The sequence below is a fragment of the Alcanivorax borkumensis SK2 genome (assembly GCF_000009365.1).
GTDB classification, from domain to species: domain Bacteria; phylum Pseudomonadota; class Gammaproteobacteria; order Pseudomonadales; family Alcanivoracaceae; genus Alcanivorax; species Alcanivorax borkumensis.
This window is the reverse complement of record NC_008260.1, coordinates 2,016,963-2,039,993: the sequence shown is the minus strand read 5'-3', so window position 1 is coordinate 2,039,993 and position 23,031 is coordinate 2,016,963. Positions and strand designations below refer to the sequence as shown.

Genomic DNA, 23,031 nt, shown 5'->3' with positions numbered 1-23,031 from the left:
GCGCTGCCTTAACCCCTGTTGGCGAAGGCGTTACTTGTTATCGTTCTTTTTGTTTTCCGGGTTGATTTTTCGGCCCGGGCGGGGACGGTCGCTACTGGAAAGGGTGCGCCAGAAAGGAATGCGACGGGTCACCGAAACCATTTCGTCGACGCTGTCGCTAATGCCGGACAAGCGATCAACCGTGTCGCGTAACCCCACCAGTTCATCCACGTGAGCAGCAATCTTGAACATCACCATGTAAAATTCCAGCAGGGCGCGTAATACTGATGCGGTTACTAGGAAAGTGAGTGGCGCGCCAATGAAAAAGTAAAAAAGGCCGCGCCAAGTGGACGTCATAAACGCGTCCACACACAAATAAATCAGAACCAAGGCAATGGCGGCCAGAGCGATACCATACACACCCGGTAGGACCTGAATGATCATGTATTTATCGAACTTGAAGTTAAATAGTTCGCGCCAGTATTGCACCATCCAGAAGTAACCCCGGCGGATTTTTTCATTGAAGGTTGCCGGTGTGGAAGTTTGTTGGTCGGTACTTTCATCGGTGTCGCGTTTTTGATCTACCATTTTGCGTATTGCTCCTCGACAAAACCGTAGTGGCGTTTGATGCAAAGTCGGCGCCCGTCATCCAGGCGAAGTTCGCCATCGAAGTGGCCAAACAGCTGATTAAAGTTGCTGGCAAAGAGGCCCAAATTAAGGCGCTCTTTGTGGTTCCCGTTGGGAGTGAACTGCAGGTTTACACGCCCGCAGAGGCTATGGATATCCCAAGGTTGCATCAGATCATCACGATTGTAATCAAATAGCACCCCGCCGGTAGGGACCATGACATTATCAATCCACAAGCAGTTTTCGGAAAAGGTTGTCTCATTGACACCGCAGGATAGGTTCAGTCCGACGCGAGTGTCGCCCACCCGGGTGGACAGGCAGGCCCAATTCCAAAAGGTTTCACGGCGCATATAGCCGGCGGAAAAATCATGGTGCCCGCTGGCATCTAAGGCAGTCAGGTCAGTATGCTTGCCTTGGCGCTGCAGTGATCCGGTGACGGCTTTGCCTGCCACTTTATTGGCATACACCCAACCATTAATACCGGTGCGGGTGCACAAAGACATGGGTTGAAAATCTGTGCCTTCGTCCATCTGGGCATGGAGGGTTAGGTCGTCTAACTTCACTGATAGACTTTTGCTGAGAGCACCTACACTATCCTGCTGGTAACCGAGGCGGATAACCACATTCTTTTGCTGAAATACGCTTTCTCCTTGTCGTGGAGAAGGCGACATGTGCAACCCTTTGCCTAATGGTGAGCGCCAAGTATACTGGTGGAGAACGCCGGTTTGCGGCTCAAAAAGATAGAAAAAAGCCATGCCCAAGTAGGCCGTGTGGGCAAATGCGCAACCGGCTAGAAGTTCATCGCTGATAATGCCGAAGTACTGGAACTGCTTGTAATGAAAATGCCGAGTAAAAGACGACGCCGGCTTGCCCATGGGGGTGCGATAATCCGCTTCACGACCGTTGATGGTAGCAACAGTGTGCGGGAATACGCCGAAAGCGACCTGGCCTTGATCATTAACTAAGGCCGGCGGTTGTTGTGATTTCATAGGGTCGGCCAGCTGACAGGTATAATGAAGCCCGGTTGGTCATGGAGAGGGTTTGTGACCATGAGGGGCGAGAGTTTGATCCAACATAGTCAATCAATGAAGGGGGATCAACGAAAGTGGGCTCTTTGTCCGACATAAACGGGGGCGTCCAGAACGGACGATCAATGATGGACCTAGTACCCTCATCCAACTCATGTATGGTTCGCCACCATCCGTGCTCGTGGCCAGCGGCCAGCATTTCCCCTTCGCTGGGAGTGTCGCAGTGATAGAAGAGGCTGCCGCGTGTTAGCAGGGGCTGGCCGTTTTCTTCCCCGCCTTGTTTTACTCGCTGAGCGCGGGCAATCTCTGATTGATATCGGCATAATCCCCCAGGAATTAGCAGGAGCCAAAATTAGAGTATTCTCGTGCTCTATGCGCAGAAGGTTTTGCATTAAACGATTAAAATTTACTGACAACCAAGTCATGGCTATTCTCAAGCAAACCGAAGGCGGTGTTCCGGTACCTGAGCTGTGCCGGGAATAGCTGAGCAGTGCTAAATTTACAAGTAGCGCAGCAAATACGGTGGCACGGATGCCTCAATAATGGCTAGCCTGAAGGAGCTTGAAGATAGAGAATCGGCGGCTGAAAAAGATGTACGCTGAGGAGCGCCTCAAGTCTGAGCTACGTAAGGAAGCCGTCGAAAAAAGTGATAAGCCCTGCCAAAGGCGCGAGCTTTCTAAAGCAGCGGTTGGTTAACAGGGCGTCAGTATGCGGGTGTGTAGTTCCCCCGCTTTAGTGGACACCTTCTCTTAATCAGAGGAGGTGGCATATGCCCCGATACAACAATCCGAGAAAGACTTGGCGGTATTCGACAGACTTTAAAGTAAAGGCCGTTGAGCTTAGCTGTCAGGAAGGCATTCAGGTTCAGCAAGTGGCAGCTGGGTTGGATATCCACCCGATGATGCTTTCGAGGTGGCGCAAGGAATACCGTGAAGGAAAGATCAAGCCAGATGGCCGAAAGCGTGTTGGTGTGATGAAAGAAAAGAAAGCTCCCTCCGGCGAGGAGTTGAAAGAGCTCGATAAGCTCAAACGGGAAAACACCCGCTTGCAGAAGGAAAATGACCTTCTAAAAAAGTGGCAACGGTATCTGTCGGATCGACATCAGAGCGATTTGGATTCATCCAGGAACACGGACGAAGACTAGGCGTCAGGTACCTGTGCAATTGGTTGGGTGTGTCGAGGAGTGGCTACTATGCGTGGTGCAAACGCAAGGAGCCGCCACGAGCCCGAGAAGATAGATGCTTGCTGAAGAAAGTGCGCCGGATCCATGGGGATTGCCGGGGCGTCTATGGCAGCCCGAGAGTGCATCAGGCCTTGCGTCACGAAGGCGTCCGGATTGGCCCGTAAGCGTGTTGAGAGGCTGATGAGGGAGGCTTCGCTGGTGGGGCGTGTGGCAAAGCTGTACCGCAGGGTGCCGGGGGTGGAGCGATTCTATCAACGCCACAAGAACCTGCGCCTGAATAGGCCCGCTCCAACCGGGGTAAATCAGCAGTGGGTAGCGGATCTCACTTATATCAAGGTTAACCGGCAATGGCAGTACCTGGCGGTCGTGTTGGATGTCTATTCGAGGAAGGTGATTGGCTGGTCGCTGGGGGACAGGAAGACAGCTAATCTGACTCTGAGGGCCTTGCGCCATGCTTTACGGGTGCGAATGCCGTGTTCCGGTCTAATATTCCATACGGATCGTGGAGTGGAGTATGGCGCGTACTTGATCCAGAACGAGCTAGGCAGGCACGGCATCAGACCCAGTATGAATCGGCCTAAACACTGCACGGACAATGCGCATATGGAATCGTTCTTGCATAGTATGAAAGCTGAAGTGATCCATGGCGTATCGTTTAAGGATGAGCAAGAGTTGCGAGCGGTTCTGAGTGGCTACATCAACCAGTTTTATAACCAGAAAAGGTTACACTCTGGCATTGGCTACGTGGCCCCGGCAGAATACGAGAGAATGGCAGCGTGAAATGAAGCGTGTCTATTTTGTCGGGGGAAGATCAGTGGCCTGCGAGGCCTATAGTATGAGTGAACGCAGTTACCGTTATCAGGCCAGATTCAGCGACGAAAATGCCGCCATCGCCGATTGGCTGCTGCGGTTAACTCGCAACCAGCGCAACAGGAACTTCGGTCTATGTTTCTTGTACTTGCGCAACGTGAAGGGTTTTCCATGGAATCACAAGCGGGTGTACCGCATTTGCCGAGAGCTGGAGCTTAACCTTCGAATCAAGCCTAAGAAGCGGCTCAAGCGTGAGAAACTTGAGGAACTGTCGGTACCGGCTGAGCATCGGTCGGCGAACTTCATGCATGACCAGTTGGGCTATGGCCGCAGTTACCGGTTTCTCAACGTGACCGATGAATGTAATCGATAAGGCCAGAGTATAGAGGTGGATTTCTCCTTGTCCGCTGAGGGGGTTATCAGAACACGGGATCGGCTGATTGAATGCCGAGGTAAGCTCAAGCGATTGCGTGGCGACAATGGGTGGGAATATCTCCGTGGTGTACTCGCAGCCTAGACTGATAAGAATGGCATCACACTGTCATTTATTCAGCCAGGTAAGCCGCTACAGTTTCCACTCAATTATTGATGTTCAGGATTGTGCAACTCAGTGGCGATGGCTTTACAACCATGAATGGAAAATATGGTCCTTGGCCCATACCTCTACTTTTAGCTCCAGTTAAAATGGGAGGTTATTACATTTGAATGAAATTCGAACGAATTAAAGAGGCGGTTCTGGCCAAAAAGTACGGACGTTAAAAAATAAAAAAAAAGCGGCTAAAGAACGCAGAAGATTTAATCGAAGATTCAGAATTATATTGAATTATAAAACCCCACCGGATTTAATGAGAGAGCATATCAAGGTCATTGCCACTTAAAGGGTGGTGTGCTTCTGATTTGAATCTGCGATTGAAAATACTCAGCTATCGAGACCAACGTCAATGAAAAAACGTATAGCCGCTCAATCAAGCTCAACGGTAGCGCTTGTTAATTCATCAAATGGTTCATTACGGGGCACCCAGCCTGAAGACAAGTTCAATGAGCAACAGGATTGCACAAACCTTGGTGGATCTATCTCGCCGGAAATCAAATCCCTCCCTTTGGCCAGCGCACAGCGTGGTTTATGGTTTGGTGAGCAAATTGGGCCTAAAGATGCGGTATATAATATAGCGGAATATTGTGAAATTCTTGGTGAAATTAAAGTCGATATTTTCATTGCCGCGCTTAAGCAAATTACCCAAGAGGCTGAGACTACTCGAGTCGAGATTCACGACACAGCAGACGGTCCTAAGCAAATTATTCTAGATCGCTATAAAAGCGAGTTTCCGGTGATAGACTTGAGCGGGGCCACTGATCCTAGGTCTGAAGCAGAGAAATGGATGATGGATGAGCTCCATCGGCCTGTTGATCATGCCTGTGACCCGCTGTGGTTTTGCGCACTCTTTAAAATTAGTGAGCAGTGTTATTTTTGGTATCAACGTAGCCATCACCTAGTGCTTGATGGTTTTAGTGCCGGCATTATTTCACGGCGATGCGCCGAGATTTATAATGCTTTACTTGAGCATCGAGACATTGGTCCTAGTCCATTTCTACCTTTGCGCATTCAGCATGAGCAAGAGCAGCGCTACCGTGAGTCTGCACGGTATGAGCGTGATCGTAATTACTGGATAAATCAACTTAGCGGATTACCCGATCCGGTGTCGCTTACCCGACACAATGCAGTGCGCGCGGGGGGAATGCGCAGGAGCACCGCTCAGTTATCTATAGACACTAGCAATACACTGCGTAATTTAGGAAAAGACACTAAGGCGAGTTTGCCTCAGATACTAATTGGTTTGTTTTCGGCCTATATATATCGGATGACAGGCGCAGATGATTTGGTATTTGGTATGCCCGTATCTGCTCGCCCCAATCGTGATATGCGCAGTATTCCGAGCATGATGGCCAATGCAGTATCGATTCGTTTGGCGATGAATGCTGAGCTCAATTTAAGCACTTTAACAGCGCAAGTATCTAAAGCTGTCAGGCAGGCTTTGCGACATCAGATGTTTCGCTATGAGGATTTGCGCCGTGAGCTAGGCTTGCTAGGCCAAGGACAGCAAATTTCTTGGGTCGGCGTGAATATAGAGCCCTTCGATTATGACCTGCGATTTGGCGGTCATCAGTGCCTCGCCCATAATATTTCCAACGGCACCGTCGAAGATTTAACGGTGTTTATCTATGATCGTGGTGCTCATGCGGGCTTGCGTATTGATTTGGATGCTAACCCCGCCCTGTATTCTCAACATGATTTAGATACTCACAGAGACCGTTTTGTGCGGCTAATTAGTTCGGTTGTTAACGATCCTAGCGCACCAATCGGAAACATAAGCCTGTTGTCTGAATTTGAAAGAAAATGCATCTTAGATGACTGGAATAAAACTGAGAAGCCATTACCAGACACTAATTTGCTGGCGCTATTTGATAGCCAAGCGATAAAAACGCCGGATTCGATAGCTCTTACAAGTGGTGACAAAAAACTCACTTACCAGCAACTACAGAGTGAAGTCGTTAGGTTAAGCCACGCCTTAATCCAGCGTGGCATTGGCAGCGGCGACATTGTTGCAGTTGCTCTTCCCCGCGATGAATCTATGCCAATCGCTCTTCTCGCCATAATGAGAACTGGTGCCGCCTATTTGCCGTTAGATCCGACGGCGCCTGCAGAGCGCTTGGCATTGGTATTGGGTGAGGGTAAGCCTACGCTGATCTTATCTGCGTCGTCTATTAGCCGTGCATTATTTAAAGACGATGTCGCTGTACTTAATTTAGATACTGTCGATACTGGCTTAGCTGAAACAAGTATTAACCCTGCACCTATTCACGGCAACACCAGTGCCTATGTTATATATACATCTGGATCAACTGGGCGCCCTAAAGGGGTTGAAATCAGCCACCGGGCGTTATTGAATTTTTTGTTAGCTATGCAGGATGAACTGCAAGTTCATGCCAATGATAAATTATTAGCTTTAACGACCGTCGCATTTGATATTGCCGCGCTTGAATTATATTTGCCATTGATCAGTGGTGCTGAGGTGGTGATCGCAAGTCGCGAGATTGCAAAAGATCCCGAAAAGCTTGCAGCGCTTATTGCCGATGAAAAAATTAACCTAATGCAGGCGACACCTTCCCACTGGCAAGCATTATTGGCAGATTATGCCGATCAAATTAGCAATGTACGGCCCTTGGTGGGGGGGGAAGCATTGCCTGCGCAACTCGCCCATAAAATGCGCAAATTAGGCCATCCTATTATTAATCTCTATGGCCCAACTGAAACTACGATTTGGTCTACCATCATGAAGTTAGATGGCGACGATTTAGACGCGCCGCCGATTGGTCGTCCGATCCAAAACACGACAGTATATGTGTTAGATCAAGAGATGCAGCCAGTGCCCTTAGGAGCGATTGGGGAACTGTATATTGGCGGTGTTGGTTTAGCAAAAGGCTATTTACATCGGCCTGAACTTACCGCAGAGCGTTTTATCGAAAACCCCTTTGGGGCTGGTCGCTTATATAAAACCGGTGATTTAGTTCGTTGGCGCGCAGACGGTGTATTAGATTATTTGGGCCGTAATGATTTTCAAATTAAAATCCGTGGTTTTCGTATAGAAGCTGAAGATGTAGAATCAAATATCCAACGTTGCGAGGGTGTAAAACAAGCCGTTGTCACCCTTCGCGAAAATCCGGACGGCGAGAAAAGGTTAGTCGCGCACTTTGTTCCCTGCAGGCTCGACACCGGAGAGAGCGCAATAGTTGATACTGCAGTGTTGCGTAAGCGCTTAGCGCAAAGCTTACCTGATTATATGATTCCATCGGTGTTTATGTGTGTCGATACCTTGCCCACCAACGTTAATGGCAAGTTAGATCGAAACGCCCTGCCGGAGCCGACCTGGCAAGCCTCTCTTGGTTATGTCGCACCTCGTACAACGCTAGAAACACAGCTCGCGGCTTTATGGTGTGAGATTTTTGGGCGTGAACGAATCGGTATTCACGATAGCTTTTTTGACCTAGGCGGCGACTCTCTAACAGCTGCAAGAATGGTATCGCGTTTACGTGAGTTGCTTACTCAGGATATTCCTCTCGCCGCCATCTTTGAAGCCAGCACAATCGCAGAACTCGCTGCGCAATTAGAACATCATCAATCTGTTGACCCCTTGGACATGATGTTACCGCTTAAATCCTCTGGCACCGCAAGCCCGCTGTTTTGTATCCATCCGGTAATTGGTTTAAGTTGGAGCTACAGCGGTTTAACCCGCTATCTCGATAAAGAACAACAGCTTTATGGTGTGCAAGCCCGAGGTTTAGCCACCGAACCCCAACAACATGGGGCTGCAGGTTTAGGTTTACCTACAAGCATCACAGAAATGGCTGGCGAATATATTGAACAACTGCGACGCGTGCAGCCAGCAGGGCCGTATAAACTATTGGGCTGGTCCTTAGGTGGATTAGTGGCACATGAAATCGCACGACTCCTAGAGGCTGAAGGCGAGGAAATAGGTTATTTAGCAGTGTTGGATTCCTACCCTTATGTGCAGCAGCCAGCGCAGTTAGCAGACGAAGCACAATTAGTACAAAGTGCATTGACTTTTATGGGTTTGGCCTCGGACTCTTTGCCTCAAGGCGAAGAAAGTATGGCCAATTTAAGCGATTTGTTGTGCCGCGAATATGATATTCACAACCTCCCTTTTGTGAAAGAAATGCAGCAAAGTAATGGCAATATTATAGAGAGCGTTAGGCTGATTATCGAAAATAATCTTGTTATTTCCCGCCAGTTCACGCCAGGGAAAATCAAAGCTGCAATGCTGTTTATTGCCGCAACTGAAACAGTAGAAACTGACATGGTCGATGTACTGCACAACAGCGCTGATATTTGGCAAGAGTATGTTGGCAAACTCACGATTCATCACGTGGACTGCCATCACCAAGATATGTTCGACGCACCTGCGCTAACGAAAACCGGCCCCTTAATCGCTGACTCACTTATGCCATAAAATGTGGCGTACAAATGAACTACCGTGAAACCTCAGTACAAGGTGTCAAGTGCGAGGCACTTATTAGCGCTGTAAAAGAGCAGTAATTATGCTTAAACATCACTACCATATTTAGGCTGTTAATGAATATTACCATCTTTAGTATCGGCACTCAGGGTGACGTTAGGCCCTTTATCGCTCTGGGTTTAGGATTGCAGGCTGCGGGCCATAAGGTCTGTATCGCCAGTGGTAAAACCTGTAAGGACTTGGTTATAAATCACGGCCTGAGATATGCGCCCTTGACCGCAGATTTCTTTGAACTTATGGCTAAAGATCCGCGTGCTATTCAACGCGGCCTGAATCCCTTGGCCTTAATGAACACCGCGCGCAAGCATCTTAAGGATATGGGTCGACACTGGGCTGAAGAAGGGTTGGCCGCCGCTAAAGATGCTGATTTACTGTTAGGCAATGGCATGATGGCGGTGCTAGCGAACTCTCTGGGCGAAGCACTGAATATCCCGACGGTAGAAACGCATTTGCAGCCAGTAACCCCTTGCCCTGACATTCCGCCGATGATGCTGACACCACCGAGCAAACCACGTAACGGCAGGGTTAACGAATGGCTTTACCACCTTTTGCGAGTCATTACATGGCGTATGCTAAGTGCAGCTTACAGTCCAGTGCGTAAAGCCCTTCAACTGCCGGCACTACCTTGGTATGGCCCGTATTATCAACAAAAGATAGAAGACCGCAGGATTCTTTACGGCTACAGTCCCGCCTTACTTCCACGATCACGCCACTGGCCCGCGGGTGTGCAAGTGACAGGAAATTGGTTTTTAAACGGTGAATCACAGTGGCAGCCATCAGCGGAGTTAGAGCAGTTTCTCGCTACTGGCGACAAACCAATATATATCGGCTTTGGCAGTATGCTAAGTGACGACACCGATAATCTTAGTGCCCTCATCTATGAAGCCGTTGCAGAAAGTGGACGCAGAGCAATTATTGCGACGGGATGGGGGGGGCTTAAAGCAAAGTTCAATAATAATCCTAATATTTTAGTTATTGAGGCTGCGCCGCATGACTGGCTATTTCCCAAGGTTTGTGTCGCGGTTCATCATGGCGGTGCGGGTACCACGGCCGCAACCATTCGCGCGGGCATTCCTTCGGTGGTTATTCCATTTTTTGGTGATCAACCGTTCTGGGCTTGGCGACTTGAGCAAAATGGTGTGGCGCCCAAAATGATTAAACGCAAAGACCTCACCGCTGAGAAATTAGTCGCCGCCATCAACATGGCTTGTGTACCTGAGATGCAAAACGCCGCCGCTAAAATGGCAGTAAAAGTGGCCGAGGAAAATGGCGTTCAATGTGCGATAGATCTATTGACACAATGGGGCTTACTCGATTCTTCCGACCTCAATGCCAACACGTTATCGGCTGATACTTGAGCGCTATCCACGCAAGTTACGGCGACGTGATTAAGCCATTAACACAGGGGCTATCGAATTTTTTTACTGCTGGTAAAACCGTTATACTCAGCGGTTTTACCGGCACCTGCTATCACTGCCGCTTTGACGCCGCGCATTACCATGATGCCCTCTTTGCACGTTACAAAACTCCCCTTCCCGCCACGCTAAGCAATGCGACAGCCTCACGCAAAGCCGAATTTCTTGCTGGACGCATTGCAGCACATAATGCTTTTATTCAATTAGATTTAAGGCCAGAGATTATTGGCATTGGTTTGCGGCGTGAGCCGCAGTGGCCGCCGACAGTGTTGGGTTCAATCAGTCATCATGGAGACAGTGCATTCTGTATGATGATGCCTCGTCCTGCTCAGGCACCGCTTGTTTCTCCTGGAATTGATGTCGAAAAAGTGATTTCAGCAGACGATCGAGCCCTCTTGAGCCCAAGTATTCTCAGTCATGAGGACTTAGAGTTTATTCACGGAAACTTTGTAAATATAGAATATGGTTTTACAGTGGTATTCTCAGCAAAGGAGGCCCTGTTTAAAGCACTGCACCCAGCGGTGGGGCGATATTTTGATTTCCTAGATGTAAAAATATCGTCAATTCATACTGAGCGTTGTGAGCTAGAACTTCGCCTAGTAACTAATTTGTCCGCGCAGCTTTTAAACGCCCATACCGTCACCGTATATTGGAGGAGGGAGATAAATACCGTCATTAGCTGGGTGCTCCCTAGCCATTGAGGGTTGTAGTGGCATAGCGAATTTGGCCACCTGTTTTTAAGTGCATGATCTCTCACAGAGAAAGTCATGTGGATATGATGACGGAGAAAAGAACTTTTAGCCCGGAGTTTCGTTTGGAGACGGCGGAGCTTGTGGTCGACCAGGGCTACACTTTGAACGCGGTTGCGATGCTATGGGGGTCGGCAAGTCCACGATGGAATATTGGGTGCGTAAACTGTGGGCTGAGCGCGCAGGCGAATGAAGGAGCTTGGGCTGGTCAACACTCAACCGTCGAGTCACGTCTACAAGAAGGCCGATCAGTCGCACGTGGATATTTCCAATCTGTTCGACTGTGAGTTCGATGTAAGAGCGCCCAACAAGGCCTAGGTAGGGGATATTATCTATATCTGGACGGGAGCCCGCTGAGCTTATCTGGCGGTCGTCATCGAGCAGTTCCCTCGTAAACCGGTGGGCAGGGTCTTGTCGTTCTTCCCGAACACCGACATGGTAGAAAAGGCGTTGATGCTGGCGTATGAATCTCGCGGCTGTTCACCCAAAGACGTTCTATTTCACTCGGATTAAGGTTGCTAGTACACCAGCCTGGGGTTCCGGCAGTTGCTTTGACGTTACCGGATGACGCAGAGCCTCAGTCGACAAGGTAATTGCTGGGACAATGCCTCGACAGAGCGCTTCTTCAGGAGACAGAAAACGGAATGGATGCCTGGGATTGGCTACCCCCAATGTTGCGGCAGTGAAGCAATCTGTGACCGGCTATATGCTCGATTACTACAGCAGTCTCAGACCACACAAGCATGCCGATGAACTAGCGCTGAATGTGGCGGAAAAGAGCTACAGCAATGCTCAAAAGTCGGTGGCCAAAAACACTTCACCACTACAGTGGAGATTCGGGCTGTGCTTTATGTATTTACGCAACGTGAAAGGCTACTCCTAAAATCATAAGCGCGTATATCGGCGACCCAGTGGCTGTGGCAATACAATAACGAACGGCCGAATTCAGTCATCGGCGGAGTACCCCCGACCCAGCTACTACCGGTGGGCTAACCTTCTACTCATGGGGGCGGTTAAAAAAGGGGGGGCGGATTACAATGCTCAAAGAGTAATCCTAGACGCCGTGGCGCGGCGTGAACGTGTAATCGTTCGGCCGCTCGGCGCGTAGTAATGCCGGGTCCGCCTGCAATTCATGCTGCAGTAGAATACTGGCATCCAGAAATGGAGAGCAGCGCAACAGAGCGGGAGCGTGTACTAGCCAGCCCAGTTGGCGGGCGAGCGTCTCTGTTGCACTATGGGGCATTACACCGATGTGGGTACGGAGGAAGCCTGCTCTTCGCGCTTTTCCAGGGCGCTACGGACTTCGTCGGCCCAGCGTAGCCAAGTTTGTTGGTCCAGAATGCCACGGCGCAGGGTTAGGTAAGTGAACAGGTCACGGTCCTGATGGGTGTCATTCAGTTTAGCGGCCAAGGCTTCAAAGGTGTTCAGTCGCTCACGCCGTAGATCCGTCTGGTCGTCTAGCTCTCGAATGATGGTGGCGCTGTCGGACATGCTTCCGCCAGCAATCTTCACCATAAAAGCGTCACGAACTCGAGGTGGAGCTGCGGGTTTACGAAGCCAACGAGTCAACTCGTCACGCCCTTCATCCGTGATCCGGTATAGTTTTTTGTCTGGTTTGCCATCTTGGGGAATATGGCGATATTTCACCATGCTTTGATCGTTGAGCTTACCCAGCTCAAGATAGATCTGCTGGTGGGTGGCGTTCCATACTAGCCCGATACTGTTGGCAAATTCGCGAGCGAGGTCATAACCGCTGGCTTCCTGATCTTGTAATAGGACAAGTATGGCATGGCGCAAAGACACGGCTCACTCCTCGTTTTTTTATGATGTCTTACCCGTTTGATAGTAGAGAGCTGTGTAGTTGCTGCGCAATCTGTTGAATAAGGAGTTTTGTAAAAACTTGATGAGGTTACTCTACAGGCTTCAGCAAATGTAAGTATTTGTTATAAAAATAGATGCATCTTGTAGGTCGTATGGCGGATAAAGGAAAACGATGTTGTATTTCTATATCCGCCTTAATGTAACGTTATGCAAGCGAGAGCTTGGCGGATGCATATTCGTCAGCAGCCTAATGTTGCGTTAGATCTATCTCGGGGCGTTACGGTCGATACTAGGTAAGATGTTTTACTGGTAATATTGTCGAAGGGTGCCATCTTTTTAGGTTATTTTAATCGAGGCTTTATTAGGTTTTTATCCGTAGAAATTATGAGGACCTCAATCTGCTTGGACTCCTCGGGCGTTTGCGGCCTTTACATACTCGCTGAATAACGGCTTTGGTCGCTGGTGCAGGTTGTCACTGGAGTATAAGGCTAACGGTGGCGTTGTTTTTTTCAGTCAATGAGCCAAGGACAGTCGTCATATCCGCTAAAGTGCAGGGGTGAATGACTTGAAGTGGTGTTTCGATGGCTGTTTATTTTTCTTGGCGAATGGCAGATGATTCGCGACCGTCAAGAGGCTTGCAAATCAGTAAGCCTGAGGAGAATGTCATGTTAGGCGTCGTGAACGCGGATGCTGACCAAGTTAAACGCTGGTTGCAGCAGGCCAATATTCAGCACTATATCTGTGAGCACTGTCATGCCCTGCACTTGTCCGAACTACAGGAACGGGAAGGGGTGGTGGACGCGCGCCTGTTCGTAGAAGAAGACGGGATTCTGTTGACCAGTGAATTGGAAGTGCGCCCTGCGGCTTTATTTGCGGTGCAGGCGGAGCTGGGCCGGCTGAACATGGCTTACCCCTCGGTGAAGGTGTTTTTGGATGTGAATGATGATTCCCTGCCACGCCTTGTGGTCTGCGATTTGTTGTTGGGCCGCAAAGGGGTGACCTTTGAGCAGTTTATTTATTTTGTCCAAGCGACGGTGGATGCTACGTTGCAACTGCTTGATGAAAGCCAGGAATCTGATTGGTTGCTGTGGCCGGATGACTTTGAATCCGGCGCCAGTGGCGCGCTGCATTAACATTGCCGCCGGGTCCCGGCGTTTGCGCATACGCTAAGAGGGCACGGACGGTGCACGATAATGCGGATTTGTTGGGTGGTGTGGGCGGTAGCCTTTTAGACGGCCTGATTGATGGTTTGGTTAGGCGTGGCTATGCGGTGGCGCCAAATTATTTTTCTGCTGCTTTGGTGCGGGCTCTTCGTGAAGAAGCGCGCTACAAAGATCAGCATGGTGAATTTCGTCTTGCCGGCATTGGTCGTCGCCAAGAACATCAGAAGGACACCCGGGTACGCAGCGACCGTACCTGCTGGTTAAAAGGTGATTCGCTGGCTCAGTGTCAATTGTTTGAAGGGCTGGAAAGTCTGCGTTTGGCTGTGAATCGTGAGTTGTTTATGGGGTTATTTGAGTTGGAGTCTCATTTTTCCATCTATGGGCCGGGGGATTTTTATCAGCGACATGTAGATGCCTTTAATGGCAATAACGGCCGGCTTTTGTCGGTGGTGCTGTATCTCAATGAAGGTTGGCAAAGTCAGTGGGGGGGGCGTTTGCGTATCTGGCCCAAAGCGAATGCTAACCGCGTAGTCACGGAAGTGGAGCCTCGGGCAGGGACGCTGGTGGCGTTCCTAAGTGAGAACATTCCCCACGAAGTCCTGGCAGCTACTCGAGAACGTTACAGTATCGCTGGGTGGTTCCGTTGCAATAACACCACGGCCGACAGGCTCGACCCAGCACGTTGATAGCGTGATGTTTTTTGCCGCCTCGACACCCATTTTGGCCATCGGGCCTGATTCACTATTATAACAATGCCAGAGACACTGTTTTGGTTTCTCAGCGTTGCTTGCCAAAAAAACATCCAACCCCTTGAAAGCGGCTCCCTGAGCCCCATTTTCTCATTCAGTGACAACTGGCCGGTTGGAGTAATGCAGACAGTCTTAGTGACTGCTTTTGACTCCTTGTCACATCAACCATTTTTAAACCGTTTTCCAGCGGATGCCTGCGGGGTCTGCTGGTGAGATTGGAATGAGGATAGTGTGATGAATACCGGATTTTCCCTTGCCCCATTGTTTCGCCATTCTGTTGGCTTTGATCGTTTCGATGAATTGCTGGACGCGGCGTTGCGTGCGGACCAGTCCAATGGTTACCCGCCGTACGATATTATCCGTGAAAGCGATGGCCGCTACCGTATTGTTATGGCGATGGCAGGCTTTGCGCGCAATGACCTGGATATCACCGTGCAAGAAAATGAACTTCGCATTCGCGGTAACTTGAAAACGGAAGACGATAGCGAACGTACTTGGCTGCATCGTGGTATTGCCCGCCGGGCTTTTGAGCGGACGTTCAAGCTGGCTGACCACGTGGAAGTGGAAGCGGCTGGGTTAGAAGATGGCTTGCTGACCGTGACCTTGACCCGCGTGGTGCCAGAAGAGAAAAAGCCCCGTGTGATCCCGGTTGAGGGCGCGTCGCCACCTGCGAAAAGTAATTAATCAGCCATATTGTCGACGCAAATTTGTGACACGGCAAAGGGGCTCTAAGGAGCCCCTTCTTTATTGAATGTGGGTAACCATATGATGGTTTAGGTGCGTAATGGCTGGGTGGCTTGCGCGGCCTCTCGTCCATAAACCGTCACCTGTCCCCGCATCATGCCTGCTGCTTTTTGGCGATGCGGGGCTGGCTCTGTCTGTGCCTAGCGTTCCATCCAATACGCCGCAACATCCAGCATACGGTGGCTGAAGCCCCACTCGTTGTCGTACCAGGCCAGCACTTTTAATTGTTGCTCCAATATCCGTGTGTGGTTGGTGTCGACCACGCAAGAGTAGGGTTGGTGGTTAAAGTCACTGGAAACCAGGGCCAGATGGTTCATGGCCAATACCCCCTGCAAGTCACCGTGGGCCGCATTGTTCAGGCTGTCATGAATCGCCTCCACCGTAGCGGGCTGTTCCAGCAGCAATGTCAGGTCCACCAATGATACGTTGAGGGTGGGAACTCGCACCGCCATTCCGTCCAGTCGCCCGGCCAGGTGAGGCAGCACTTTTCCTACGGCTTGAGCTGCGCCGGTGCGGGTTGGAATCATATTGACTGCCGCGGCGCGGGCGCGCAATAAATCTCCGTGGGCCTTGTCTACCAGGTTCTGGTCGTTCGTGTAGCTGTGGATCGTGGTCATTAGCCCCTGTTTCACCGTGAAGTTGCGGTCCAGTACATCTACCAGCGGAGCCAAACAGTTGGTGGTGCATGAGGCGTTGGAAACGATGCGTTGATTGTCATCAAGAATCTTGTGGTTGACGCCATAAACCACCATGGCGTCGGCGTCGCCCACCGGGTAGCTTGCAAGTACCCGGCGAGCGCCAGCATCAAGGTGCTGTTGAAGTTGTGCTCGTTGCTTGTAGCGGCCGCTGCATTCGAACACTAAGTCTGGAGCCAGTTCACGCCATGGTAATTTTTCCAAATCGGCAATGGCGTAGCAGGGCACGCTGAGACCATTAATTTCCATGGTTTGGCCGTCATAATGCACAGGATGAGGCCAGCGACCATGGGTGGTATCGAAGGCAAGCAGGTGCGCGAGTACATTGAAATCGGCAAGATCGTTGATGGCGACAAGTTCAAAACGCTCCCGGGCTGGATGTTCGCTGAGGGCCCTAACTAGGCAGCGTCCTATACGGCCGAAACCGTTGATGGCAATGCGAATGGTCGGATTGCTGTCCATGAAGCCTCCCTGTTCGCGCTGGGGTTAGATATAGAGTCTGATGGACCCTACTTTGCTTTTTCAAGTGTAGCCTTGCGGCTCGACTGGGGCCAGCCTGCTCAAGCTTTAGCCTGATGAACGCCCAACCCCGGTCGTGCTCTTGCAATAGCGGTGGGCTTTCGCCACAATGCGCGCTCGTTTCGCGGCTACTTGGTTACTAGGCTGCAAACGCGTTATGGTCGACCCGTCGGTCCCCCCGCAACGATAAGCTGCGAACCCCGCCAGGCCCGGAAGGGAGCAACGGTAGCAGTGGACTTGTGTGCCGGGGTGCGGCTGGCGGGAAGACCGCTCTAATTCCTGTACTCCCTCCCATCGCGCTTTTACGTAACACGCTTCTTGTACTGTCCTCCTTTCGGGAACTTCGTTAGCATAAGCTTTTTGATTCCAATCCTTTTTTCTTCGTGGTCGAGAAAGCCGCTGGAGTGCTATGAGTTACCAGGTTCTTGCCCGTAAATACCGCCCCCGCACCTTTGATGAACTGGTGGGGCAGGAGCACGTTTCACGGGCCCTGATGCATGCCTTGGACCAAGATCGTCTCCACCATGCCTATCTATTTACCGGAACCCGCGGGGTGGGCAAAACCACTATTGCCCGTATCCTTTCCCGATGCCTGAACTGTGAGCAGGGTGTTAGTGCCCGGCCGTGCGGTGTATGCCCTACCTGTCAGGAAATCACCGACGGCCGTTTCGTTGACTTGATCGAAGTGGATGCGGCCAGCCGCACTAAGGTGGAGGATACCCGCGAACTGCTGGATAACGTGCAATACGCGCCGACCCGAGGGCGCTACAAAGTGTACCTGATTGATGAGGTGCACATGCTTTCCGCCCATTCTTTCAATGCGTTGCTGAAAACTTTGGAAGAGCCCCCGCCCCATGTGAAGTTTCTGCTGGCCACTACAGATCCGCAGAAACTGCCGGTGACGGTGTTGTCCCGCTGCCTGCAATTTAGTCTTAAGGCTTTGCCTGCAGAGCAGATTGCTGGGCATTTGAAAACGCTGCTCGACAAGGAAATGATTCGCTACGATGAGCCTGCACTGCTCTCGTTGGGCAAGGCGGCTGAAGGCTCTATGCGTGATGCGTTGAGTCTCACGGATCAGGCTATTGCGTTTGGCGGTGAGCAGCTTAGTAGTGAGGCGGTGAACGCCATGCTGGGCACCGTGGACCGTAATCATGTGCTTACCCTGCTGGTGGCGCTGGCCGAACAGGAACCGGGTGGGGTGCTGCAGGCATTAGCATCGGTGAGCGAGCATTGTCCTGGTGAGTTGGCATTGCTGGATGAGCTGATCAGCCAGCTGCACCAACTGGCGGTGTGTCAAGCGGTGCCAGGCAGTTACGATGAGACGCAACAGCAGCTCGCTGCAGCGCTTACTGCAGAACAGATTCAGCTTTATTACGACGTGGCTCTACGTGGCCGCCGTGACCTGCAGGATGCCCCAGATAGCCGCGCAGCCTTGGAGATGCTATTGCTGCGCATGGTGTTGTTCACTCCCAAAGGTGTATTGGTGCAAGGGGATAACCCCTCAGTAAAAAAGCCTAAAGCGGTAGCGTCGTCGGAGGAGCCCGGCGACAAGCCAGATTTGCGTGCCCTGTTGAACAAAACGCCTGCCGCTGCGCCGGCCCCGGTCTCGCTGCCTACACCTGCATCGGCTTCTGCACCTGTTACAGCACCAGAGCCTTCGCCGACACGGGCTGCACCGGCCGCTGCCGAGCAGGCAGCATCAGCGGACGATGCGCCACCTTGGGATGAAAGCCCTGGCCCATCAACGTCTGCTGTCGCGGTCGCGCCGTCGCAGAGTGAACCGCAAGCTGAGCCAGAGCCTAATCAAGCGCCAACGCAGGAAGTAGAACCTCTGGCGCCGCTCGCGGAGCCCACCAATGAGGCGGAAGTTGCCACCTGGTGGGCCGCGTTGTTGTTGCGGCTGGACGTAGATGGCACGGTGCGCAATATCGCTCGCAATGCGGTGCTGATCAGCCGCGAGGAAAGCGTCTGGACGCTGCGCATCAGCCCAGGTCATCAGGTCTTGGTTAACCGCGAGCGGTTGGAAGAATTGAGTGGAGCGCTGGGGAATTACTTCCAGCGGCGTATTCAGGTTCAAGTGGAATTTGAGCAGCAGCCGGGTGCGACACCTGAGGTCATCGCCGAAGCTCGCCGGCAGGAATTGCTGCTCCAAGCTAAAGACACTTTGCATTCGGATCCGGTGGTGCAGCAGTTGATCACCACCTTTGGCGGTCGGTTGGATGATGAGAGTGTCACCCCGAAAGAGAGAGTGGAATAAAGAACGCGACACGCAACAGGCGAGATGATAAAGCATGGTTTGTCCGTGCTGGATGCTGCTTGAAGCGTTATATGGGAGTAAATCATGGATTTCGATATTAACAATCTCATGCAGCAGGCCCAGGCCATGCAAGAGAAAATGAAGAAAATGCAAGACGAAGCCGCCAATGCTGAGGTGGTAGGTGAGTCCGGTGCCGGCTTGGTGAAAGTCACCATGAATGGCCGCCATGATGTGAAAGGGGTGGATATTGATCCAAGCCTAATGAGTGAAGACAAGGAATTGCTGGAAGACTTGCTGGCCGCTGCGGTGAACGATGCGGTGCGCCGGATCGAGAAGCAGCAGCAAGATAGCATGCAGAACATGGCGGGTGGTTTTCCGTTCCCACCGGGTTTCAAACCCTAAGTTCAGCGACGAGACCCCGAAACTGTGAAACACGCGCCGCTGGTTGACCAGCTTATCAATGCCTTTACCTGCTTGCCCGGCGTTGGGCCTCGTTCGGCCCAGCGTATGGCTTATGCGTTGCTGGACCGCGGACGCGAATCTGGACGTCGCCTGGGCGATGCCCTCCATGCGGCTATGGATGGGGTTCAGCATTGCGAACGGTGCCGCAATTATGCGCAATCGACGCTTTGCCCGGTGTGTGAAGATCCGCGTCGAGATGCGTCGTTGGTGTGTATTGTGGCAACCCCGGGAGATGTGTTGGCCTTTGAGCAATCAGGCGAATACCGCGGCCAGTATTTTGTACTGATGGGCGAGTTGTCGCCGCTGGATGGCATAGGCCCCCGTGAGCTGGGGTTAGATGTGCTTGAGCAGCGTCTTAATGAAGGGCAAATCAGTGAATTGATACTGGCCACAGGCACCACGGTGGAAGGCGAAGCCACTGCGCACTATGTGTTGGGCCTGGCTCAAGATGCCGGGGTGGGTGTGAGTCGTATCGCTCAAGGGGTGCCAATGGGGGGCGAGTTGGAGTTTGTGGATGGCGCCACCTTAGCACAGGCTCTGAAAGGTCGCAGGCCCTTTGATGCTTGAAGTTTCGGTCCCTTTCTTGAGCGCCTAATTTTTCCACTTTATCGATAAATCAAAACGATTGGATTCGTCTGGTTTCCTCCTCTGGCTTTCTGGTAAGGTAAAACCAAGCAAGCGCTAGGTTGTTTGTAATCAATAAATCCAAGGAGGCCCTGTGAGTGCCCTGAATTATTTCAATGAAACCCATCAGATGGTGCGCGATACGGTGCGCAAATTCGTTGAACGGGAGATTCTCCCGGAAGTAGACGATTGGGAGGAGGCGGGAGAATTTCCCCGTGAGCTGTACAAGAAAGCGGCATCTGCAGGCATTCTTGGCATCAATGCACCGGAAGAATTTGGTGGTACCGGTGAAGATATCTTCATGAAAGTTGCTGCCTGCGAGGAGCTGGTACGGTGCTCGTCCGGCGGCCTTTGCGCGAGCTTGGGCTCACTGGATATTGGCCTACCCCCCGTTTGGAAATGGGGCAGCGAGGCCATGAAGCAGCGGGTCGTTCCGGAGGTAATCAACGGAGACAAGATTTCGGCGCTGGCGATTACCGAGCCTAACGGGGGGTCTGACGTGGCCAACCTGCAAACTCGAGCGGTACGTGACGGTGATCATTATGTGGTAAATGGAGCTAAAACCTTTATTACCAGTGGGGTGCGCGCCGATTATTACACCGTAGCCGTACGCACGGGTGACAAGGGTTATGGCGGTATCAGCCTGTTGCTGATCGAAAAGGGTACCCCGGGCTTCACCGTTGGGCGCAAATTGAAAAAGATGGGCTGGTGGGCGTCTGATACTGCTGAGCTATTTTTCGAAGACTGCCGGGTGCCGGCGGAAAACCTTATTGGTCCGGAAAACGGTGGCTTCTACTGCATTATGAGCAATTTCCAGATGGAGCGACTGGTACTGGCAGTAACTGCCAATAGCACGGCTCAACTGGCACTGGATGAAGCTCTGCGCTATGTGAAAGAAAGGGAGGCATTTGGTCGGCCACTGGCAGGCTTTCAAGTAACACGGCACAAGTTGGCAGAAATGGCCACGGACGTAAAAGCCAGCACAGAGTTTACCTATCGGGTTGCCGCCAAAATTGCAGCTGGCGAGAATTGCGTGCTGGATGTGTCCATGGCGAAAAATGTGGCAACGCGTTGTGCTGATCGCGTGACCTACGATGCGGTACAACTATTTGGCGGCAGCGGATACATGCGGGGCACCGTGGTGGAGCGCCTATTCCGCGATAATCGGATTCTCTCTATCGGCGGCGGCACCCACGAGATCATGAATGAGGTGATTGCAAAGCAGATGGGGTTATAAACGGCAAGCTTCAAGCTTGCAGCTTAGAAAAGCGCTAAACGTAAGAGGCCGCGTCTAATTTTTATGGACGCGGCCTCTTTGCTTTAGAGCGAAAAAAGCTTCAATTTTTAACTGTCAGCTGCACTCTGCACGGGTCGCTTCCATTTTGCAGCGAACCTTGCGCAGAAGAGTGAGCATGTCCTGATCGTAGTAACCTTCGTCGCGAAGTTGATCACGGGCTTCCTGCATCATGACTTCATATTCGGCTTTGTCCGCATCGGGGATTTCTACCCACCAATGCTTGGCCACATGCTTGGCCTCATTATCTAACTGGCTGGTAATCCGTTGCAGGTTATTATAGAAGTATTCCCGTGATTTTTGAGCCATTTCTGCTGGGAACCGGTCTTTCTTCGCAATTAACTGGAAGGTTAGCTGAACCAGTGGGTAATTGATGATTCCACCGTCTGGGCTCAAGCCCTTGTACAATTCCAGAGCGCTGTAGGCCACCAGCGGTGCAACAATGATATCAACAACGCCATTGTTGAACTTGGTGGAGAAGTTGGTGATGTCTGAGGCGATGGGTGTAGCGCCGACCTGGGAAACGAGTTTGGCTTGGGTTTCATCGTATTCTAGAACCGCGACCTTTTTGCCAGCAGCCTTAGCCAGAGAATTTACTTCTCGGTCATTCACGAAAACAAATGCGGCCCCAGCGGGCGCAATTCCCATAATTTGGTAGGACCCTTGGGATAGTTTGTCCGCGCTTTGGGGGTGGGAAAGTACTTGTAGCAGCACTTTCATATGGTCCATGGTGGGAATGGCCCCAATGGAATCCACTGTCCCTGCATATTTATTGAATGCCCGACCGCGAATGCCAGTAATCAAAGAGGCATCGCAAATACCGGCTTTCAGGTCCTCAGCAACAATGGCCTCGTTGGTATAGGGCACAAGCTCTGTTTCCAGGCCCCAGCCTCGCGCGGCGGCTTTCCAGTCTCTCATGGCGTTCATGATCGGGCCTACATTGCCGACAATATCAAATACACAGATTTTGCGTTTGATGGTGTTTGCCTGTGCGCTAAAAGGCGCAGACAGGGCATAAAGGGCTAGAATGGCGGTAAACAGCTTCTTCATCAGTGTATCCCTGCTTGTTATTACTAGTATGTTTGCCGATGGTTGATTTTCTCGATAGTAGAGATGTCAACCGCCAACGCAATGCCTTTGATTTTTTGCTCAAGGGCATTCTGGCCAATCGCCATCGTAATCAGGTTTGGTGTTGGCGGCGGGTGCACTCGGTGCACTTTCGGTAAGCTTTGCTGGAACTGGATTGATCACTGTAGCCAAGTAAATGGACAATTTTTTCCAGGGGCAGGCAAGGTATTGAGTTGCAAAGGTTTCCCGCACTTTGTTGCGGATACGACTAAAGGCTGTGCCCGCCACTAACAAATGCTGCCGTAGCGAGCGCGACCTTCATGTCCAGCTTTTCAGCAATGGTTTGTAGTGAGCTATTACGACCAAAAGGATTTATTAGGGCACGGGAGGTCAGGTTATTTGATGCTGCGGGAAGGGTACTCTGGGCAGCAGGACGATATTGGCGCAAAAGTAGAGAACCAGTTTGAGCCGCATTTTCACTATCAGTTAGCCAGAAACGTTGGCCAACTGGAACCGCTGCGCTGTGTCGTGCATCCGGCTAGGTGTGAGCGTTATCTGCAACAGTGCCGCCAGCATAGAATGGTCGAAGGCATATCAAGATGGAGTCGCTGCATACTGGCCCGCTGGCGAGCAGCGCGCCACAGCGGAGATGGCCAATGAACGTGGCTGTATGCAAGGTCAAATAGGCCTGCAGTAATGTGAGAAGCTATGCTTGTATGATGACGAAGGTATGAAGCACAAAAAAGCCCCG

General features: G+C 51.4%; 17 protein-coding genes, 1 other RNA gene and 3 pseudogenes. 15 read left to right on the top strand and 6 right to left on the bottom strand.

Annotated elements, in window-relative coordinates:
- Positions 1–30: 30 nt before the first annotated feature.
- The gene (locus tag ABO_RS09230) at positions 31–567 is read right to left on the bottom strand and encodes a DUF4282 domain-containing protein (RefSeq protein WP_011589071.1); all 537 of its coding nucleotides are present in this window, start codon (positions 565–567) and stop codon (positions 31–33) included.
- Positions 561–1,595: a DUF2804 domain-containing protein gene (locus ABO_RS09225; protein ID WP_011589070.1), complete on the bottom strand. Its 1,035-nt coding sequence runs from the start codon at positions 1,593–1,595 to the stop codon at positions 561–563. Before ABO_RS09225 ends, ABO_RS09230 begins: the two co-directional genes overlap by 7 nt.
- A 429-nt stretch (positions 1,596–2,024) precedes the next feature.
- Between ABO_RS09225 and ABO_RS14560 the strand changes: the two are divergent.
- From ABO_RS14560 to ABO_RS14240, 7 genes and pseudogenes are all read left to right on the top strand, one after another.
- Positions 2,025–2,324: pseudogene (locus tag ABO_RS14560) on the top strand (transposase); the annotation flags it as partial.
- 79 nt (positions 2,325–2,403) lie between these two features.
- A pseudogene (locus ABO_RS14250) lies at positions 2,404–3,597 on the top strand (IS3 family transposase).
- Between the two features lie 37 nt (positions 3,598–3,634).
- Positions 3,635–4,310: pseudogene (locus ABO_RS14555) on the top strand (DDE-type integrase/transposase/recombinase); the annotation flags it as partial.
- A gap of 258 nt (positions 4,311–4,568) precedes the next feature.
- Positions 4,569–8,654 carry a non-ribosomal peptide synthetase gene (locus ABO_RS09205; protein WP_011589065.1) on the top strand — a complete coding sequence of 1,362 codons (4,086 nt, stop codon included), beginning with the start codon at positions 4,569–4,571 and terminating at the stop codon, positions 8,652–8,654.
- 122 nt (positions 8,655–8,776) lie between these two features.
- Positions 8,777–10,078, top strand: coding sequence for a glycosyltransferase (locus ABO_RS09200; RefSeq protein ID WP_011589064.1), 1,302 nt, complete (start codon positions 8,777–8,779; stop codon positions 10,076–10,078).
- Complete coding sequence (locus ABO_RS14390) at positions 10,075–10,836, top strand: 4'-phosphopantetheinyl transferase family protein (RefSeq protein WP_011589063.1); 762 nt, start codon at positions 10,075–10,077, stop codon at positions 10,834–10,836. Before ABO_RS09200 ends, ABO_RS14390 begins: the two co-directional genes overlap by 4 nt.
- Before the next feature lie 706 nt (positions 10,837–11,542).
- Positions 11,543–11,767, top strand: a complete 225-nt coding sequence (locus ABO_RS14240; RefSeq protein WP_035461017.1) for a hypothetical protein — start codon at positions 11,543–11,545, stop codon at positions 11,765–11,767.
- Between the two features lie 171 nt (positions 11,768–11,938).
- On the opposite strand, the gene ABO_RS09185 is transcribed toward ABO_RS14240, so the two are convergent.
- A complete protein-coding gene (locus ABO_RS09185) occupies positions 11,939–12,127 on the bottom strand; it encodes a hypothetical protein (protein WP_035461018.1) in 189 nt (62 codons plus the stop codon).
- On the bottom strand, positions 12,127–12,687 hold the full coding sequence (locus ABO_RS09180; RefSeq protein WP_011589061.1) for a PadR family transcriptional regulator: 561 nt from the start codon (positions 12,685–12,687) through the stop codon (positions 12,127–12,129). The genes ABO_RS09185 and ABO_RS09180 overlap by 1 nt, the downstream gene beginning before the upstream one ends.
- Before the next feature lie 683 nt (positions 12,688–13,370).
- Here ABO_RS09180 and ABO_RS09175 point away from each other — a divergent pair.
- From ABO_RS09175 to ABO_RS09165, 3 genes are all read left to right on the top strand, one after another.
- Complete coding sequence (locus tag ABO_RS09175) at positions 13,371–13,838, top strand: YbjN domain-containing protein (RefSeq protein WP_035461020.1); 468 nt, start codon at positions 13,371–13,373, stop codon at positions 13,836–13,838.
- Positions 13,839–13,888: 50 nt separating this feature from the next.
- A complete protein-coding gene (locus tag ABO_RS09170; protein ID WP_050731511.1) occupies positions 13,889–14,554 on the top strand; it encodes a 2OG-Fe(II) oxygenase in 666 nt (221 codons plus the stop codon).
- Positions 14,555–14,851: 297 nt separating this feature from the next.
- Positions 14,852–15,301, top strand: a complete 450-nt coding sequence (locus ABO_RS09165; RefSeq protein WP_011589058.1) for an Hsp20 family protein — start codon at positions 14,852–14,854, stop codon at positions 15,299–15,301.
- Positions 15,302–15,501: 200 nt separating this feature from the next.
- Here ABO_RS09165 and gap read toward each other — a convergent pair whose 3' ends face one another.
- Positions 15,502–16,518 (bottom strand): type I glyceraldehyde-3-phosphate dehydrogenase, encoded by a 1,017-nt coding sequence (gap, locus tag ABO_RS09160; protein ID WP_011589057.1) that lies wholly within the window; start codon positions 16,516–16,518, stop codon positions 15,502–15,504.
- A 224-nt stretch (positions 16,519–16,742) separates the two neighbouring features.
- Between gap and ffs the strand changes: the two genes are divergently transcribed.
- The 5 genes from ffs (at position 16,743) to ABO_RS09140 (ending at position 21,155) form a co-directional block, all read left to right on the top strand.
- An RNA gene (gene ffs, locus ABO_RS14235) (signal recognition particle sRNA small type) lies at positions 16,743–16,839 on the top strand.
- A gap of 145 nt (positions 16,840–16,984) precedes the next feature.
- The gene (dnaX, locus tag ABO_RS09155) at positions 16,985–18,832 is read left to right on the top strand and encodes a DNA polymerase III subunit gamma/tau (protein ID WP_011589056.1); all 1,848 of its coding nucleotides are present in this window, start codon (positions 16,985–16,987) and stop codon (positions 18,830–18,832) included.
- A gap of 84 nt (positions 18,833–18,916) precedes the next feature.
- A complete protein-coding gene (locus tag ABO_RS09150; RefSeq protein WP_011589055.1) occupies positions 18,917–19,234 on the top strand; it encodes a YbaB/EbfC family nucleoid-associated protein in 318 nt (105 codons plus the stop codon).
- 24 nt (positions 19,235–19,258) lie between these two features.
- Positions 19,259–19,861 (top strand): recombination mediator RecR, encoded by a 603-nt coding sequence (recR, locus tag ABO_RS09145; RefSeq protein ID WP_011589054.1) that lies wholly within the window; start codon positions 19,259–19,261, stop codon positions 19,859–19,861.
- 151 nt (positions 19,862–20,012) lie between these two features.
- Positions 20,013–21,155, top strand: a complete 1,143-nt coding sequence (locus ABO_RS09140; protein WP_011589053.1) for an acyl-CoA dehydrogenase family protein — start codon at positions 20,013–20,015, stop codon at positions 21,153–21,155.
- A 114-nt stretch (positions 21,156–21,269) separates the two neighbouring features.
- Here ABO_RS09140 and ABO_RS09135 read toward each other — a convergent pair whose 3' ends face one another.
- Positions 21,270–22,262 carry a putative solute-binding protein gene (locus tag ABO_RS09135; protein WP_011589052.1) on the bottom strand — a complete coding sequence of 331 codons (993 nt, stop codon included), beginning with the start codon at positions 22,260–22,262 and terminating at the stop codon, positions 21,270–21,272.
- Positions 22,263–23,031: the final 769 nt, after the last annotated feature.